13 protein-coding genes and 1 pseudogene are annotated in these 17257 nt (G+C 68.2%); 7 read left to right on the forward strand and 7 right to left on the reverse strand.

Annotated elements, in window-relative coordinates:
• Window positions 1-467: 467 nt before the first annotated feature.
• Window positions 468-1694 (forward strand): glycosyltransferase, encoded by a 1227-nt coding sequence (locus OG496_RS11220; protein ID WP_405976610.1) that lies wholly within the window; start codon window positions 468-470, stop codon window positions 1692-1694.
• Window positions 1695-1702: 8 nt separating this feature from the next.
• Complete coding sequence (locus OG496_RS11225; RefSeq protein ID WP_405970702.1) at window positions 1703-2965, forward strand: hypothetical protein; 1263 nt, start codon at window positions 1703-1705, stop codon at window positions 2963-2965.
• 154 nt (window positions 2966-3119) lie between these two features.
• Here the strand turns inward: OG496_RS11225 and OG496_RS11230 are convergent, their stop codons facing one another.
• Window positions 3120-3332, reverse strand: coding sequence for a hypothetical protein (locus OG496_RS11230; protein ID WP_405970703.1), 213 nt, complete (start codon window positions 3330-3332; stop codon window positions 3120-3122).
• 368 nt (window positions 3333-3700) lie between these two features.
• Here OG496_RS11230 and OG496_RS11235 point away from each other — a divergent pair, with 368 nt between their 5' ends.
• Window positions 3701-5281 (forward strand): IS1182 family transposase, encoded by a 1581-nt coding sequence (locus OG496_RS11235; RefSeq protein WP_405970704.1) that lies wholly within the window; start codon window positions 3701-3703, stop codon window positions 5279-5281.
• A gap of 32 nt (window positions 5282-5313) precedes the next feature.
• Here the strand turns inward: OG496_RS11235 and OG496_RS11240 are convergent.
• The 6 genes and pseudogenes from OG496_RS11240 to OG496_RS11265 all read right to left on the reverse strand — a co-directional run.
• A pseudogene (locus tag OG496_RS11240) lies at window positions 5314-6093 on the reverse strand (IS3 family transposase); the annotation flags it as partial.
• A 94-nt stretch (window positions 6094-6187) separates the two neighbouring features.
• Complete coding sequence (locus OG496_RS11245; RefSeq protein ID WP_405969132.1) at window positions 6188-7597, reverse strand: IS110 family transposase; 1410 nt, start codon at window positions 7595-7597, stop codon at window positions 6188-6190.
• A 148-nt stretch (window positions 7598-7745) separates the two neighbouring features.
• The gene (locus tag OG496_RS11250) at window positions 7746-8810 is read right to left on the reverse strand and encodes an IS110 family transposase (RefSeq protein ID WP_405970705.1); all 1065 of its coding nucleotides are present in this window, start codon (window positions 8808-8810) and stop codon (window positions 7746-7748) included.
• Between the two features lie 215 nt (window positions 8811-9025).
• The gene (locus OG496_RS11255) at window positions 9026-9388 is read right to left on the reverse strand and encodes a transposase (RefSeq protein WP_405970706.1); all 363 of its coding nucleotides are present in this window, start codon (window positions 9386-9388) and stop codon (window positions 9026-9028) included.
• 539 nt (window positions 9389-9927) lie between these two features.
• Window positions 9928-12633: an RICIN domain-containing protein gene (locus OG496_RS11260; RefSeq protein WP_405970707.1), complete on the reverse strand. Its 2706-nt coding sequence runs from the start codon at window positions 12631-12633 to the stop codon at window positions 9928-9930.
• Window positions 12634-12829: 196 nt separating this feature from the next.
• Window positions 12830-13078, reverse strand: a complete 249-nt coding sequence (locus tag OG496_RS11265; protein WP_405970708.1) for a hypothetical protein — start codon at window positions 13076-13078, stop codon at window positions 12830-12832.
• Between OG496_RS11265 and OG496_RS11270 the strand changes: the two genes are divergently transcribed.
• The 4 genes from OG496_RS11270 (at window position 13077) to OG496_RS11285 (ending at window position 17125) form a co-directional block, all read left to right on the forward strand.
• Window positions 13077-13238 (forward strand): hypothetical protein, encoded by a 162-nt coding sequence (locus OG496_RS11270; RefSeq protein WP_405970709.1) that lies wholly within the window; start codon window positions 13077-13079, stop codon window positions 13236-13238. The two genes, OG496_RS11265 and OG496_RS11270, sit on opposite strands and share 2 nt — an antisense overlap.
• A complete protein-coding gene (locus OG496_RS11275; protein ID WP_405970710.1) occupies window positions 13238-14557 on the forward strand; it encodes a Scr1 family TA system antitoxin-like transcriptional regulator in 1320 nt (439 codons plus the stop codon). The genes OG496_RS11270 and OG496_RS11275 overlap by 1 nt, the downstream gene beginning before the upstream one ends.
• 131 nt (window positions 14558-14688) lie before the next feature.
• Window positions 14689-15210 carry a DUF2716 domain-containing protein gene (locus OG496_RS11280; protein ID WP_405970711.1) on the forward strand — a complete coding sequence of 174 codons (522 nt, stop codon included), beginning with the start codon at window positions 14689-14691 and terminating at the stop codon, window positions 15208-15210.
• A 979-nt stretch (window positions 15211-16189) separates the two neighbouring features.
• Window positions 16190-17125: a hypothetical protein gene (locus tag OG496_RS11285; RefSeq protein WP_405970712.1), complete on the forward strand. Its 936-nt coding sequence runs from the start codon at window positions 16190-16192 to the stop codon at window positions 17123-17125.
• Window positions 17126-17257 lie beyond the last annotated feature (132 nt).

Below are 17257 nucleotides of genomic sequence, written 5' to 3' on the forward strand. Positions count from 1 at the left end.
AGACCAGGTGGAGAACAGGCCGCAGGCACCCCTTCCGCGGCTGGCGACGAGCCCTGCGTACCTGTCCAGCCCGACCGCCACAAGCACCCCGGTCGAACATGTCGAGGGCACGCCGGTCTTTCCTGCGACCCCAACCGAGAGCGGTAGTTCGAGCACATTGTCTCCGGATCCGACCACCGTCGAGCCCGGAGAGTCGTCACTCGTTGCCCCGGGGACGCCGAGCGCACCTCCGACGCCTTCGAGTACTCCCACGACAGCGTGGCCGTCGGTGGGTCCGACGGCCAGCGGCTAACGGGAAGCGCTCCACCTCCCGGACCATCCATCGCCCGTAACCACTGACCGCAGCGCCGCCGCGTGTGACTTCGTCATGCCCTGTGGCAGGACAAGAACCAGGATGAATCGTGACGAAAGCAGAATCGGCCGCCCTGACGTGTCACTCCTCCGTGGGCGACTCACCGGGCGCCTTGATGGACCGACTGCCGCTGCGCACTCCCCTGGCGGCACAGCAGCGCGAGCCCGTTCTGGACGTGGTCGTCCCGGTGTTCAACGAGGCGCGCGACCTCGAACCGAGCGTGCGGCGGCTGCACGCGCACCTGCGCGAGACCTTTCCGTACCCGTTCCGGATCACCGTCGCGGACAACGCCAGTACCGACGCGACTCCCCGGATCGCGGCCCGGTTGGTCGCCGAGCTGCCCGAGGTGCGGTGGCTGAGGCTGGCCAAGAAGGGACGGGGCCGGGCGCTGCGCGCCGCCTGGTCCGACTCGCGCGCACCCGTCCTGGCGTACCTGGATGTGGACCTGTCGACAGACCTGGCGGCGCTACTGCCGCGGGTGGCTCCGCTGATCTCCGGGCACTCCGACATCGCCATCGGCACCCGACTGACCCGCGGCTCCTGGGTGGTGCGGGGCCTCAGGCGGGAGGTCATCTCCCGCTGCTACAACGCCCTGCTGCGCTCCACTCTCGCCGTGGGCTTCTCCGACGCGCAATGCGGATTCAAAGCCGTACGTCGTGATGTCGCCGAACGACTACTGCCCCTGGTGGAGGACACCGGATGGTTCTTCGACACCGAACTGCTGGTGATCGCCGAGCGGGCCGGGCTGCGCATACACGAGGTGCCGGTCGACTGGGTCGACGATCCCGACAGCCGGGTCGACATCCTGCCCACGGCGCTGGCAGACGTGCGCGGTATCGCCAGGACCGGCCGTGCCCTGGCCCGCGGCACCCTCCAGATGACCGGACTGCGCCGGAGCACCGACGGCGACCCACCGAGTGGCCCGGGCCTGGCCGGCCAACTGCCGCGCTTCGCAGCCGTGGGAGCCCTGAGCACCGTCGGATACATGGTGTTGTACGCCGCGTTGCGCCCCGCGACGGGGCCGCAGACGGCCAACGCGCTGGCCCTGCTGGTCTGCGCGGTCGCCAACACGGCCGCTAACCGGCGGCTCACCTTCGGGCTGCGTGGCCGAGGCGGTGCGCTGCGCCACCAGGCCAAGGGCCTGTTGGTCTTCGTGATCGGCCTGGCCCTCACCAGCGGATCACTCGCCGTGCTGCACCACGCGACGCCTCGCACCGCACGCCTTACCGAGTTCGGGGTGCTCGTCACGGCCAACCTTGCGACGACACTCCTGCGGTTTCTGCTCTTCCGGGCCTGGGTGTTCGCCGACCGCCGCACCGGGACGGGAGCCACGACGGCATGAACCATACGATGACGCCGACAACCGGGCCCAGCGTCGGCAGCCCCGACATCTCTGTCCGCCTGCTCGACCCCGAGCGAGGCCCTGGGCCGCGCGTGCGCCGTGTGGCCGGGCAGTACGGTCCCGTACTCGCCCTGTACGGCGTGCTGAAGCTCGTCGGCTTCTGCGTCTTCATGTACCTGCTCGACTCCGACGGTGGCTTCAGGACGAGGGACCCGCGCTTCGGTGGCGGCGCCCACGCCTGGGATGTATTGGCCAGTTGGGACGGCAGGTGGTACCAGCAGATCGCCGCCCACGGCTATCACCCCGCGCTCGTCCCCGTCCCGGGAGCCACCGGACTGATCACACTCGAAGGCAACTCGGCGGCGTTCTTCCCGCTCTATCCCGCGGCGATACGCCTGGTCTCGGCATGCACGGGTCTCGGCCTGTACGGCGCCGGCATGCTGGTCTCGGTCGCCGCGTCGTTCGTCGCCGCCGTCGGCGTCTACGCCGTCACCGCACGGTTCGGCGGCAGGCGGGCCGGGCTGGCCGCAGCGGGGCTGTGGGCCGTGTGGCCCGGCTCCGGAATGGAGTGGTCGGCCTACTCGGAGTCCCTCTACGTCGCCCTGGCCGTCTGGGCCTGCTACGCCGTCGTCTGCCGCCGATGGCTCACTGCGGGAATCCTCACCTTCGCCGCCGGTCTCAACCGGCCCACCGCCCTCGCCCTCGTCGTCGCCCTGGCTGTTGCCGCGCTGCCGGCGCTCCGCCATCGCCAGGACGGCTTGGCGCGTCCGCTGACCGCGGTGCTGATCGCTCCGCTCGGGCTCGTCGGCTACCTGCTCTGGGTGGGTGACCGGATGGGCGACCTGGGCGGCTACTTCACACTGCAGAAGGGCGCTTGGGCCCACACCTTCGACTACGGCGAACACACCCTCGACGTCCTGACCTCCGTCGCGGTGGGCCACTTCGACTACCTGTCCGCGTTCCCCCTCGAGGACTCCATCGGCGTCGCCGTCGTACTGCTGGGCCTGCTTCTGATCCCCCTCCTCATCCACCTGCGCCTGCCGGCCGTCCTGACCATCTACACGGTCCTCACCTTCACCCTGATCCTGGGCAGTCAGCAGATATTCGGCAACGTCTCGCGCTACCTGCTCCCCGCCTTTCCCCTCTTCATCCCCGTCGCCCTCCAACTGCGCGGCCTGCGCCTTCCGTTGCTGTGCACTCTGCTTGGCATCGCCGCCGTGGCTTCAGGCTCGTACGCGGGATACGTACTCTTCGAGGCGGGGGTTCCTTAGACCGGCGCGCCCGGTCGTCCAAGTGGACCATTCACTCGATGTCCGCCGGTCGTAACCGGTCTGGATTCTCCTGTCGAGAAACGCCTGGGCCGGGGAATCAGCGGGACCCTTCCTGGTGGGCTTCGGGGGTGCGGGCCCGGTGTTTCCCTGGACCTCAGACGCGGATCAGCATGGACACCAGGTCGGTGGCGACGCTCCGGTCGACGGGCTCGGGAACGGGTTGCGCGACTGGGCCGAAGGGCTGATCCGTCGTCGTGGCGAGCGCGGCGAGGCTGCGGGTCTGGAGGGCGAGTCCGAGGTACACCGCCTGGATCGGGGTGCCCTTGGCCGCCGTGAGGTTGATCATCTCGGTGCCGGCGAGCACCACCAGTTCACGACCGTCGTCGAGGCGCGTCCGTACTGAGCTTGTTGCGCTTTGACGGACACCATCGGTGTGGTGGTCAGGCTGCGAGTGCGGTCTCGTGTTCGGCGGGACTGCGGTGGCCGAGGCTGCTGTGCAGTCGGTGCAAGTTGTACCAGCCCTCGATGACCCTGTTGCCCAATTGGGTGAATGCCTTTGATCTCGGTCGTGGCGGGTGGTCGAGGGGCGGACTCTGAGGTGGGGCTTGGGCAGCAGGCCTGTGATTCGGTCTTGGGGCGGAGGGTCGGGTGTCGATGCGGGCGGGCGCCGGTCGGGAGGTTCCTGAGGGGACGCGGCTGGTGGCATGGGCTGCGTTTCCAAAGGGTTGTCTGGCGATGCGGGTGCGGGACGCGCTTGGTCCGCTGTTCGGCGACGAGATCTTCAGGTCCGCATTCGGTGTGCGTGGCCGACCCGGTGTCGCGCCGGGGCAGCTGGCACTGGTCAGCGTGTTGCAGTTCGCGGAGAACCTGACGGACCGCCAGGCCGCCCACGCGGTACGAGCGAGAATCGACTGGAAGTACTTGCTCGGCCTTGAACTGGCCGATCCAGGCTTCGACTTCACCGTGCTGACGGGCTTCCGCGACCGGCTCCTGGCCCACGGGCTGGAAGGGAAGATCCTGGATCTGCTGCTGAAACGCCTCAACGAGCTGGGACTCGTGTCAGGCCGGGGCCGGCAGCGCACGGACTCCACCCACATCCTCGCCGCGGTGAGGGATCTCAACCGCCTGGAGTTCGTCGGCGAGACCCTGCGGGCTGCGCTGGAGGCGGTTGCCGTCGCGGCGCCCCAGTGGCTCATCTCCTGGATGCCCGGGGGCTGGCAGGAAAGATACGGAGCCCGAGTCGACTCCTACCGACTGCCCAGCGACGAAAGCGAGCGAACCCAACTGACCTGGCGCATCGCGGCCGACGGCTACCAGTTTCTCGAAGCGGCCTTCGCGGCCAGTGCCCCGGCCTGGCTGCCGCAGGTCCCGGCCGTCGGCATCCTACGGACGGTATGGCTCCAGCAGTTCCAGCGCACGATCACGGACGGGGTGCAGGAGGAGGCCTGGCGGGGGAAGGACGAGCTCCCGCCCAGCAGAGCACCGATCACCTCGCCCTACGACCCCGACTCCCGTAACGCCGTCAAGCGCGGCTCGGCCTGGGACGGCTACAAGGTCCACTTCACCGAGACATGCGACGCCAAGGAGACCGGCCGACCGCACCTGATCACGCATGTGGTGACCACGGACGCCACGGTCGGCGACCCCGTGGTCGTCGACGAGATCCACGACCGGCTCGAGACCAAGGGCCTGCTGCCGGGCGAGCACCTGATGGACGCCGGCTACATCTCAGCGGAACTCCTGCTCACAGCGCCCAGCCAGCGAGGCGTCCGCGTTATCGGCCCGGTCCGGCCCATGACCCGCCGCACCGTCCAAGCAACCGGCTACGACAAGGCATCCTTCACCATCGACTGGGACGCTCGCCGGGCTATCTGCCCCGTCGGCGCCCACAGCCGCTTCTGGACCGAGGGACTCGACAACAATCAGCGACCCGCGATCCGCATCCGCTTCGCCACCCAGACCTGCGCGCCCTGCCCCTCCCGCGGGCAGTGCACCAACTCGACACGCTACGGCCGGCAGCTGACCGTCCGCCCGCAGGATCAAGACGCCGTCCTCGAACACGTCCGCGCCGAGCAGTCCACAGAGGGGTGGAAGGCCGTCTACGCGATCCGCTCCGGCATTGAGGGCACAATCCACCAGGCGGTCACAGCCACCGGCGGACGCAGAACCCGCTACACGGGACTGGGGAAGACCACCCTCGCACACATCCTCACGGCCACCGCCGTCAACCTGCTCCGACTCGACGCCTGGTGGACTGGACAACCACTCGCCCCCACTCGGACATCACACCTCGCTGCCCTGGACCTCGCCGCATAAGCAATTGGGCAACGGGGTCCCTCGATGAAGTCGAAGATCGCGGTGCGGGCGGCGGCCCGGCTGGGCCAGGAGCTAGTGTCGAGCAACTCCTGTTTGATGGTGGCGAAGAACGACTCGGCAAGCGCGTTGTCCCAGCACTGCCCGGTGCGGCCGACCGACAGACGGATGCCGAACTCCGTTGCCAGAGTGGCGAATTGCTGACTGGTGCACTGACAGCCGCGATCCGAGTGAAAGATCACCGGCCGCGCGGGACGACGATCGCGGCAGGCGGACTGGAGAGCGTCGGCGACCAGTTCGGTCCGCAGGTGGTCGGCGGTGGACCAGCCGACCACGCGGCGGGAGGCGATGTCGATGACGGTGGCCAGATAGAGCCAGCCCTCCGCGGTCGGCACGTAGGTGATGTCACCGCACCATCGGGTGTCGAGGCCGTCCGGGTCGGGAGCGAAGTCGCGGACGAGAAGGTCGGGCCGGGCGGCGGCCCGCGGGTCGGGGACTGTTGCCAGATGCCGTCGTCTGCGGTGGCGGCCCTGCAGCCCGGCGTCGCGCATCAGCCGGGCGACGCGGCGCCGTCCGCAGTCCTCGCCCTGTCGTTGCAGGGCGGCATGGACCCGCGGGACCCCGTAGGTTCCACGGGACCGCTCGTGGACTTCCGTGATCTTCTCGGTCAGTTCGGCGTCACGGACCGCCCGCGGGCCGGGATTGCCGGTGCGGCGGGCGTAGAAGGCGGTTCGGGAGACCTGCAGCAGTTCACACGCACGCTTGACGCTGTGACCGCCATGCTTTTCCGCCTCGATGAACGGGTGGACCGTCACCGGGTCTCCTTGATGCTGATCGGAAAATCGATCTTCGGGAGGGCAGGCGGTGGCATCCGGGCCGCTTGCGGCTCGGATGCCGGGGTGGGGCGGGTCAGGCGGTCGCGGGTTCGAGAGTGACCTGGTGGCCGAGGGCCTGGAGTTGGCGGACGAGGTCGCGGGTCTTGCGGGCGGGGTTGAGATGGCGTTGGTGCCAGTCGGCGCCGAGTTCCTGGTAGGAGGCGTCCGGGTCGTTGATCAGGTGCCAGGTGATGACGAGTATCGAGCGGGCGACGGCGACCAGGGCTCTGGCGTGGCCGCGGCGTTTGACGATGCGCCGGTAGCGGGCGCCGAGGAAGGTGTCGGTGCGGGCGGCGGCGTTGGCGGCCTCGCCGAGGGCGCCCTTGAGCCAGGGGTTGCCCTTGCCGGCCGGGCCTGCCGTGTTCTTCGCGCCGGACTGGATCGTGCGGGGGCACAACTTGGCCCACGAGACGAGGTGTTCGGGGGTGGGGAAGCGGCTCATGTCCGCACCGATCTCGGCGAGGATGATCTGCGCGGTGGCCGGCCCGATCCCCGGGACGACGTCCAGCTTCTCGGCCAGGGCGCGGGCGTTCACGCCGCCGGCGGACGGTTCCGTTCCTGGGCCGCCGTGCGGGGTGGTGATCTCCTCCATCGTGCCAGTGATGAGCCGGTCGAGTTCCTGGATCTGGGCGGTGAGATGGTCGACGGTGCCCAGCAGCACCCGCAGCAGCCGGGCATGGTGGTCCTCGAACTGCCCGGTCAGGCCCTCGATGAGGGCGGCCTTCTTCTTGACCAGGCTGCCCTTGGCGAGGTCGGCGAGGGTGCGCGGGTTGCGTTCGCCGGAGACCATCGCGTCGAGCATGGCCCGCCCGGACATGCCGAACAGGTCCGAGACGACGTCGGACAATTTGATCTGCGCGTCCTGGAGAGCTTTGTCCACCCGGTGCTTGTGGCGGGTGCGTTCCTGGACGAACACGGTGCGGGTGCGAGTGAAATCCCGCAGCTGCCTGACGGCCTTCGGCGGGACGAACGAGGCCCGCACCATGCCGCGTTCGGCGAGCTTGGCCAGCCAGATCGCATCCAGCTTGTCGGTCTTCGGGCGCCCGGGGACGTTCTTCACATCGCGCGCGTTGACGAGCCAGCAGTCCAGGCCGCGGGCCTCCAGCAGGTAGAAGAACGGGCGCCAGTACGAGCCCGTCGCTTCCATGACGACCCGCTCGATGCCCTGGCAGACCAGGCGGTCACCGAGTTCCAGGATCGCGTTGGTGGTTGAGGCGACGTTCCAGACCTGCTGGACGCGCCGACCTTCGATGGTGTCGTGCGGGACGCGCAGGCAGACCATCCCGGATGCCTTGGCGATGTCGATCGCCGCGACCCGCGCGACCGTCCCGTCGTCGTGGTCTTCTCTCAACTCCTCCATCGGTTGCCCCCTGTTGTGCTGGTGTTCGGGCAGGGGCTGCCCGGGGAGCCTGAGGGGGTCGGAGAAGCTGATCGGCGTGCTCAAGGCGACAGTGTGCGGCCCCTCGGGCGGCTCCCTCACCAGACTCCTATGCGGGCTCCCAGCCCAAACATCAAGCGGTGTCGGCGGACAGCCCCTGTACCGATTTTCACGCCTGCGGGGCGTCACCGCAGGTGAACGGTCGACTCCTATGTCAAGCAGCCAGGCTGATGGGCGTTGAGGGGAGGGGAGTGAGGGGTTGGTCGAGGTCTGCTTGGTCGGCGAGCAGAGCGCGGTAGACGCGGTCGGAGATGCGACGCCGCAGCAAACGCAGCGCCTCCGTCTTGGTCTTGCCGGCAGTGAGTAGCTTGGCGAAGTAGGCGGCGCCTTCGCCATCGCCTCGCACCTGCGTCACGGCGATCATGTGGAGAGCATGGTTGACGGTGCGATTGCCGCCCCGGTTGAGCCGGACACGAACCTTGTTCCCTGACCAGACGGGGATCGGGGCAGTGCCGTTGAACCGGGCGAAGGCGGCCCTGGAGACGAACCGAGTGGCGTCGGCGGCCTCTCCGATGATGACCGCGGCGCCCAGGACGCCGCAGCCGGGGATCGCCAGCAGATGCGGTGCTCGGGCGGTGACCAGACGACGGATCTGGCTCTCCAGCACGTTGATGCGTTCCGAAAGACGGCGGCAGTCCGCGACCAGTTCGCCAGCGATGGCCGCGAGTGTCCCGCGATGATGGATCAGGGCTTGGGCCAGGTGGTCCAGGATGCACAGGCGGCGCAGGCCGCGAGAGGCGACGGCCAGCTCGGGGTCGAGTTCATGCAGGAACCAGCGCAGCTTGTTGCCGATCGCGGTGCGCTGAGCGACCAGGGTGCGCCGGTGGTCGACCAGCAGTTTGATGTCCCGGCTCGGCCCGTCCAGGCATGCCTTGGGCAGGTCTGGCTCGCGCAGAGCGACCCGGGCCACAGCCTCGGCGTCGATCGGGTCGGACTTTCCGCGCTCCCGGGCCGAGCGTCGCGCGCCGGCCATCAGCCGGGTGTGCACCCGTACCACCGCGTGTCCGCTGTTGAGTAGGTCGGCCTCAAACCGGCGGGTCAGGTGGCGGCAGTCCTCGACTGCTACCAGCACCGGACCGAAGCCGTGCAGCCAGGCCAGCGCCTTGAGATGGCCGGCGGGTCGGGCAGCTACGGTCAGTTCCGCCAGCCGCTTTCCCAGCGGATCGACTGCCACCAGCGTGTGCGTGTTCTTGTGTCCGTCTATCCCGACGACGATCAACGTGCCTCCCTGCGACGATGCCGGACGCGAACGGATCGTCCGGCGCCGGGGGCACGCCTCAATCGGGCCAGCGGCACGCTCCTATCAAGCCACACCGCACCGGACGGCCTGCGATCGGTGGGCGGCACATCGCCGACAAGCCACCGCCTCGCGGGGCAGCGAAGAAACGAGCCAGCCCACCGATCGACAGGATCCTGCCACCGGTCGGCGGCAAATCAAGGACCAGCCACCACAGGCGAGTTCGGCTCGCGCACGCCCACCGATCTCCAACAGCCTGACATTGACGCGAAGAAAGCTGTCGCCCGCTTGAGGACCTCGACGTCCTCGCGCAGCCGGCGGTTCTCCCGCCGCAGCGCGGCCAGTTCCTCGCGTTCGCTGCTGGTCAGTCCGTCGCGTTCGCCCGCGTCGACTTCGGCCTGGCTGACCCACAGCCGCACGGCGGTCTCGGTCAGGTCGAAGTCCTTGGCGATCTGGCCGACCGAGCGGTCACCACGCCGGCACAGCTCGACGATCTCGGCCTTGAACTCCGGCATGAACGAGCGGCGAGGGCGTGGCTTCTTCTTCCCCATACTCTCCATGATGGACATCCTCCCGGGGCAGAACCCCTGATCTCGGATGTCCGTCAAAGCGGATCAAGCCCACACCCAACTCCCACGGCATGTGTCCGACCCTTGCGATCACCACACCGTCGCGCAGAACGTTCAGCGCGGCCGCGCCGATCACTCCTGGGTGGCCGGTGGCGGGGAAGAGCAGCTGGGTCCGGGGCAGGAGATCGCACAGCTCTCCGACCTGATGACTCGCCATCAGCGCCTCCGGCACGCCGCCCGCGGCGCCGATGGCTGTCAAGAGTGTCCCGATGACACGGCGTTAACCATGTTCTGAGTCCTCACACGACAACGCTGGTCAGCCCGGAAAGGCCGCGGCCGAGATCCATGCCGCTTCCTCACCAGCCGGCTCAGCGGCTAGTCGCTCCATGTCAGCGGCGGTTGCACTCCGACGGAGCTGACCTCGGCCAGTGGCCGGACACCCCCAGGAGCGGTGGCAGGTCACAGCCCAACGGCAGGACCTTGGGGCACGGTCTGTGCGGACCGTGCCCCAAGGTTTCGCAACACCTGGGTCAGGACGGGTCGCCGTATTGGATGCCGCGTCCGTTGGTGCCGACGTAGACCCTGCCGTAGGTGTCAGGGTCGCCGGTGATGACGCCGACGCCGCCGATGCCGCCCCACTGGTGGGCGTCGTCGTTGACGCGGGTCCAGGTGGCGCCGGTGTCGGTGGAGCGGAAGACGCCGGTGACGTCTCCTACGGTGCCGATGAGGTACAGGGCCTGGTAGGTGGCGCCGGAGGCCTCCTTGCCGAAGCCGACGGCACTCGCGTACTTCACCGTGGTGAGGGCGGTGAAGGTTGCGCCGCCGTCGGTGGAATGGAGCAGGCCCTTGGTGGTGCTGGCCACCCACAGGTCCTTGGCCACGCCCGGGACGGCCTTGAGCTGGGCGCCGGTGCCCAGGCCGGTGGCGCGGGACGTGAAGGTCTTGCCGCCGTCGGTGCTGGCGTAGAGGGTGCCGCCGGTCAGGGAGTAGAACGTGTCGGCGGAGGAGCGGTCGGCTTCGACCACCGCGTCGGCGGCCAGGCCGCTGACCTTGGTCCAGGTGGCGCCCTTGTCGGTGGAGCGGTACGGAGCCTGGCCGGACTCCGTCCAGATGATAGTGGCGCCGTCCGCCGAGATCCCCACCTTGCCGCTGTCTGCGCTGCTGACCGGCTCGCCGCCGAACGGGGTCCAGGTGGTGCCGCCGTCGCTGGAGTAGGCGCCGTCCTGGGTGCCGCCGCGGCCGACGCGCACCATGACATCGGGCTTGGACTGGGCGAAGTCCAGGCTGGTCGTCGTGGTCATCTTGGGATTGGTCATCGGGGCGGCGGCGACCTTGGTGAGGTCGTCGTGGCGGAAGCCCTCGATGTCGCCCATGCCGCTGATCAGGGCCGCGCCACCGGGCGGGGCGATGAGATCCTGGATCGCGGTCTCCTCCAGGCCGGCCGCGCGGACCGTCCAGTGGGTGCTGTCGCCGCTGTCGGCCGCCGTCACGTCGTCGCTGCCCCAGATTCCCGAGCCGGTCCCGTACAGGACGTGGCCGGAGTCGAAGGGGTCGACGGCCAGGGCGCTCATCCAGTGGCCGATGCCGGTGCCGACGTAGGGGGCGGCGGAGTCGTCGCGGACGGAGGTGGCGCCGAGCGCCTTCCAGGTGGAGCCGCCGTCGGTGGAGCGGTACAGCTCGTCCTCGGGCCACCAGCGGTCGATGGTGGTCACCATGACTGTGGACGGCTTCTGCGGGTCGACGGTCAAGCCGGCGAAGCCGTAGCTGCCGCTGGAGGGCGAGATGTCCTTCCAGGCGGAACTCGACGGCGTGTACTTCCACACCGTGCCCGCCGTGGCGCCGTTGGGGCCGACGGCGTCGCTGTACGTGAGGTAGAGCGTGCCGTCCGAGGAGAACACGCCGTGGTACGGCAGCTGGCCGGTGGGCTGACCGGAAACGGCCTTCCAGGTGGTGCCGCCGTCGGTGGAGCGGTACAGGTTCGTGGTCTTGTCGGCGACCCCGGCATAGATCGTCTTGCTGTCCTTAGGGTCGAAGGCGACAAACGAGATGCCGACGCCGCTGCTCGCGCCGTCCGTGACCGGGAAGCCGCTCACCTGGGCCCAGGTGGCGCCGTAGTCGGTGCTGCGCCACAGGCCGTTCTTGCGGGTGCCGAGGTAAAGGGTGCTGTTGTCGGCCGGGTCGACGACCAGGCGCTCGCCCATGGTGCGGCCGTCCTCGTTGCTGCCGAGCTTGAACGGCAGGTCGGCGCGCTTGAAGGACTGGCCCTGGTCGGTGGAGCGCAGGATCGCGCCGTTGCCCGCCCAGTCGTTGGTGTACGTACCCGTTGCGAGGTAGAGGCGGTCGGGCTCGACCGGGTCGGTGGCGACGGACTCGATGCCCAGTAGGTTCCAGTCGGTCTCACCGAGGAAGTCCGTCAGCGGGATCCACACCTTGGCGGACGCGTCCCAGCGGTAAGCACCGCCCATGTCGGTGCGCGCGTACAGCAGGTCCTTGCGGCTGGGGTTGAAGACCAGGCCGTCGACGAAACCGCCGCCGTTGATCTGGGCGTTGCGCCAGGTGTACGTGCCGGTGGCGGTACTCGTCGTGCCGCTCGCCGAGGCGGTGGGGGTCGCCGTCGCAGCGGCCTCCTTGACCAGCTTCCACTGCTGGTTGGTGCCGCCGTTGTCGGTGTACTGGACCACAGCCGCACCGTTGGCGGTGGACTTGGCCTTGACGTCGAGCACCTTGCCGCTCTGGCGGGAGGTGAGCTTGACGACATCGGTGCCGCTGCCCGAGTCGGCGATCTTCCACTGCTGGCTGCTGGCACCGGTGTCGGTCTGCTGCTCGGTGGCGGCATTGTTGGCCGTGGAAGCGCCGTGGACACCCAGCACCAGGCCGCTGTTGCGATTGACCAACTCGTAGTAGCCGTCGCTCGCGGCCTTGAGCTGCCACTGCTGGTTCGTTGTGTCCTGATCGGTGTACTGCTGGACCGCGGTACCGGCCGCCGTGGAGAAGCCCGGAACGTCAAGGACCTTCCCGCTGCGCACCGATGTCAGGCGGTAGTAGGCGGAGCTGTCGACGGTCGCGGCCTGTGACTCCATCTGGGTGTAGAGCACGTACGGCACCACGGCGGCCGGAATGCCGAGCAGCACTCCCAGCGCGATCCGGCGCCGTCGGTGACGGCCACGACGGGGGCCGCTCCTGGTCTCGCTGTTTCTTCGGCCGGCGGGGACGGTAGGGCCGTTGATGTCGTTCATCGGGGAGATCTCCTTGATGGCGCCACAGAACGGCGCGGAAGGCCCGGGCGGGTGATCGCCCGGCTCTGCCCATGAGTGGTTGCCGAGCCCGCATAGGTTGCCGTGATGTCCCAAGTTTTTTCGACCGCGCCTTCACTACCTGCGGTAACAGCTGAAAGGCCGACCCGGGACGGGGTCCGGCCCGGTCAGGACGCGGTCAGACAGTCAGTGGCCACGCTCCCCACTCCCGCCCCCAGTCGTAGGTGAGCGTTCCGGTGGCCGAGCGCCAGTATCGAGGCGCGGTGGTCGACTGCCAGTCCAAGGCTGCCGACCCGCCGGGTGAGCCGCGGTCGAGGGCGGTGCGAACCGCTTCCGTCAGGTCACGGTCGCTGCGGGACGTGCGTGCGGCCGGGTCCACGGAGACGAACGGGGCTGTGCCGGAACGGGCCACCAAGTCGAGACTCATGCACACGATCGCGGGCTTCCGCGGAACCCCGGACGACGTGAGCGAGGCGGTCGAAGTCGGCATACGCCGCGCGCCGGTCATCCACGAAACCGACCACCGCTTCGCGACCCTGATCGAGGAGAACGTCCTCAACCACCGCGGATCGGCGAACCGGACGTGATGGCCAGCCAACTCGGCAACCTTCTCGCCGCGATGCCCCTGCCGTCGATGTCGCTGGGCATCATCCCCGCGGCGGCACCCCGGGAACAGGCCATGTGGCCGCTCGAACAGTTCACGGTCTTCGAAGACACCCGCATCCATGTGGAGCTGCTCACGGCGAAGGTGACCGTCACAACCCCCGGTGCACTCGACATCTACCTGCGGGCGTTCGCCCGGCTGGCCGAGCTCGCCGTGTACGGCGCCGACGGTCGCGCCCTCATCATGAAGCCATCGACGCACTGCACCGACCCCGGACATGACGAAACGCCCTGCACGGCCGTCAAGACCGTGCAGGGGGCGTCGTGTTCAGCGCATGAGGAACTGGGCAATGACCCCGGCCCTCGCGACGACGACGGCCCCGGATGCGCGCCCGAACCTGGCCGCACCGATCAGGCGCGTGTCCGAACGGCGCACGGTGCAGATTTCCCGGATTCGGACCAGCGACGAGAATCAGGACGCCGGCGTGTCCGGTCAGACGTCGATCGCCTGAAATGGCGCCGAAGCCTCCCCCGTATTACTTTGACCCGGAAGTCACAGTTCCTGGCCTTTCCGATGCGTTCATACGTCCCGGCCGAGTGTTTTGCCCAGAAGCGTGTCAATCCCTGGACCGGTAGTGCCGCCCTGGGGAAAAGCGTCGCCCACCAAGAAGGGGAAGCCGTGGCACTTGCTGAACGCCTAGCAGGGGAAAACCGGAGAAAAACAGCCCCGCTCAGGGGAGGACGCCAACTGAGCATCAGAGCCCTCGTCGCCGTATTTCTGTCGGCCTTCGTCCTGATGTTCCCCGCAGGGCCGGCCAGTGCAAGGGTGTACTTCACCGCGGCCAATCCCTACCACGGTGGCCCGCACATCACTACGGCCATCAATTTCTGGCAGAACACAAACGGACACGCCCAATGGCCCGAAGGGAACATCAACGCCAACGTGGGCTGGTGGCGGCGCGACACGCTCCAGATCAACGCGCATCACCAGCCTCAGGTGAATACCGACTGGATCTACCTCGGCGGCCGCTACCGGGACAACGACGGGCAGTTGCGGAGGTTCTTGCTCGGCGGCCGGACCGGAGACACCGGAATCACCACAACCGACTCCGCAGGGCATCACCATTTCGCCCTGTACAACGCCGCCAACTGGCACGGCAGATTCACGGAGTACGACGTCAACTTCGGGGTTCGCGGACGCGCCCGGGACGCGTTTCGACTCGTCCGGGACGACTGGAACGGACATCTGTTCTTCACGGACAATCACTACACAGACTTCTACTACCTCGGGCAGTACTGGTAGGGAGCGGGAAAACACCCGGCGTCGCTCTGTACGCGGGGCGGGGCGACGCCCTTCTCTCAGCGGTCGAGGAGGGCACACCCCCGCTCGGCGGGAGAACAGCCACGAACAAGAACAGGGAGGTGCTCTCCACCATGGCCGAGGCCTGGATCGAACTGCCTGTCGCCGACTATGAATCGACCTGGCGTCGGATCCATCGGGAATTCCGATTCCGGCCGAGTATCAACCCTGCGGACTGGCCGGTATTCGCCGAGCCGCCGGGCTCCGCGACCTGGAGTGTCGACGGAATTCTGCCTCGCGCGGATAGCCCCTCCCGTGCACGGGAACGCGAGCTTGCGACAGCAGCCCGGGACGTTCTCCTGACCCACGTGCCCGAGCCCCTGTTCGCCCTGAACTGGCAGCACAACGGGTACGCGTTCCGGCCGTCACGCATGGTGGATCCGCACGACCTGAACTCCTGGCTCGTACCCGTGTGCCCTAACGGTGACTACGTTATTTTCCTGTCCCAGGACTACGCCGCCGGCCTGCTCGGTCAGCCCTGGGAGCGGACCCTCTGCGTCTTCGGCGACCGGCTGGTGCCCGCCTTCTCCCTCGCCTGCAAGAACCTGCTAGGACCGCCCGTTCGAATGCGGGCCGCTGGTGCACCGGGTGCATAGGTTCCGCAGCAGGACACACGCTCTTACGGTGGGCCACGGGCGCCGAGGACGAACAGACGCCCGCCTGACGATCCCGCCGCTCCGCTGCTGCCCTTCAGCGGCAGATCACTGATCGGTTGAGTTCACGGCGATCTTCTTCACGGTGAAATCGACGGAGCAACCGTGCACTACGCGTTCGTCGATGCGGAGAAGGCCGCCAAGCGTGATCGCAACGATCTTTACGTCGCGCACAGCGACTCCCGACCCGTCGAGCAGCCGGAGTGAGGAACCTCGTTCCGGCTACGGCTGCTCGTCCCTGCCGAGTTCAGTCCTGAGATGCGGCTGGGCAGCGACACTCATCCATCTTTGAGCTATCTCTGATCGAGCGCTGAGGCCTGCGGCACCTTGATCGGGTCATCTGGATACCGCAAGGCGAGTGAGGAGAGGAACCACATGTCCACGACCACGGCGCCGGATGCTCGCGCAGGTGCTTCGACAGCTGAATTCCGCTGCGGAGTCAGCTATGCCGCTCGCGGATTGCTTCACGCGGCACATCGGCTCACGAAGCAGCGGTCGGACCAGCTACTGCTCCCTCACCGCGCAGGGCCGAAACCTATGCGGGCACCGTCACAGGCGATGGCAGGGAAGTCGTATCCACATCGCCGGCGTCGCGGCGGACGGGGACCGCCTGCGTGACCGTCAGCGCGTTGTTCGGCAATGCGCTCCGGTGCCACCACAGCCCTGCCACTCCCTGATTCCCTACAACGCAGCCGAAGCGGGAGCAGCACTGGCCCCCTGAGGTGAACGAGGCGGTGAGCAGACCCCGCTTCTGGGGTGCTTCCGTTCGGCGATCCGACTTCTCCAATTCACGCGGTCGCACGACATACGCAACAAACGCACAACTCGCGTATGAGCCTTGTGTGACCGCACCATCGGCCTTGTACGGAAACACCCAAACGCCGCGACGACGGCACGAGGCCAAGGTAAGAAAGGGTCATAGATGAATCTCCTGACACTCTTCTCCCCCGCACGGCAGGGGGTGGTGCGCCGGGCCCTGATCTGCTGCGCACTGATCCTCGCGGCCGCCGCAGGATCGCTGACCCTGCCGACCCGCGCCGAGGCCGCTGCTGCCTGCCCGGTGGTCGGCTGTGAGCTGGTGATCTCGAACTTCGACGGGGACGCGGGCACGAAGGTGTACGTCGAGTCGTACGGCGGCACGGCCCAGATCGTCTGGACGTACCGGAACGCGATCGTCGACCGCTACAAGGTCCAGTCGAACGCCAGGCAGTCGGTCTTCGTCATCCAAAGAATCATCCGCGGGCGCCAGACGCTGGGGAACCCGGCGCAGACGGGAATCTTCCACCCGACGGCCTATCCGCACGAGTACGACCGGGTGAACTCGCAGGGCATGGGCTACGTCGGCCTCGCCGCGTACCGTGAGACGAACGGCGCCGAGGTTCCCGAGCATGTCATGATCCAGGTCACCGGCCAGGACGGTGCCGTCTACGGCCAGGACTTCCGCCGGTTCGGGAACGCCGCCAACGTCCAGGGACCCCTGAACACCTTCCTGACCCAGGCCAGGGCCGCACAGCAGCAGCGCGCGATCTACCTCAGCCAGATCGGCCGGATCCTGGCCACCGTGCCGGCCCTGGCCACTGCCCTCGCCGCTCTGATCTACACCGGCCTCAACCCGGTCACCATGGTCGGCGTCGCGGGTGCCTTCGCCACCATCGGGATCACCGGAGCGCTCAACCTCCGCGACGCGTGGATCAACTGGCAAGCCGCGAACAACAACCTGCTCGACACGTACCGGGTGCTGATGGACGCCGCCGACCTGCCCAACCCCGCCATCCGGCCCGTCCCGCTGGTGCGCAACAACTTCCGGACCATGGTCCGCCACACCTACTGGACGTACGCCGAGAACAGCATGCCGTAGCCCGGAGGACGCCAGGGAAACACCACTGCGGCCAGGAGAGAGAGCCGGCTTCTGGCGGCACCACCCGATGGGTGCCGAGGCGGTGACCGCCGCTTCGGCCGTTGGTCCGGCCACGCCCGTCGTCCATGACGT

It is taken from the genome of Streptomyces sp. NBC_00988 (assembly GCF_045162645.1).
Classification (GTDB): domain Bacteria; phylum Actinomycetota; class Actinomycetes; order Streptomycetales; family Streptomycetaceae; genus Streptomyces.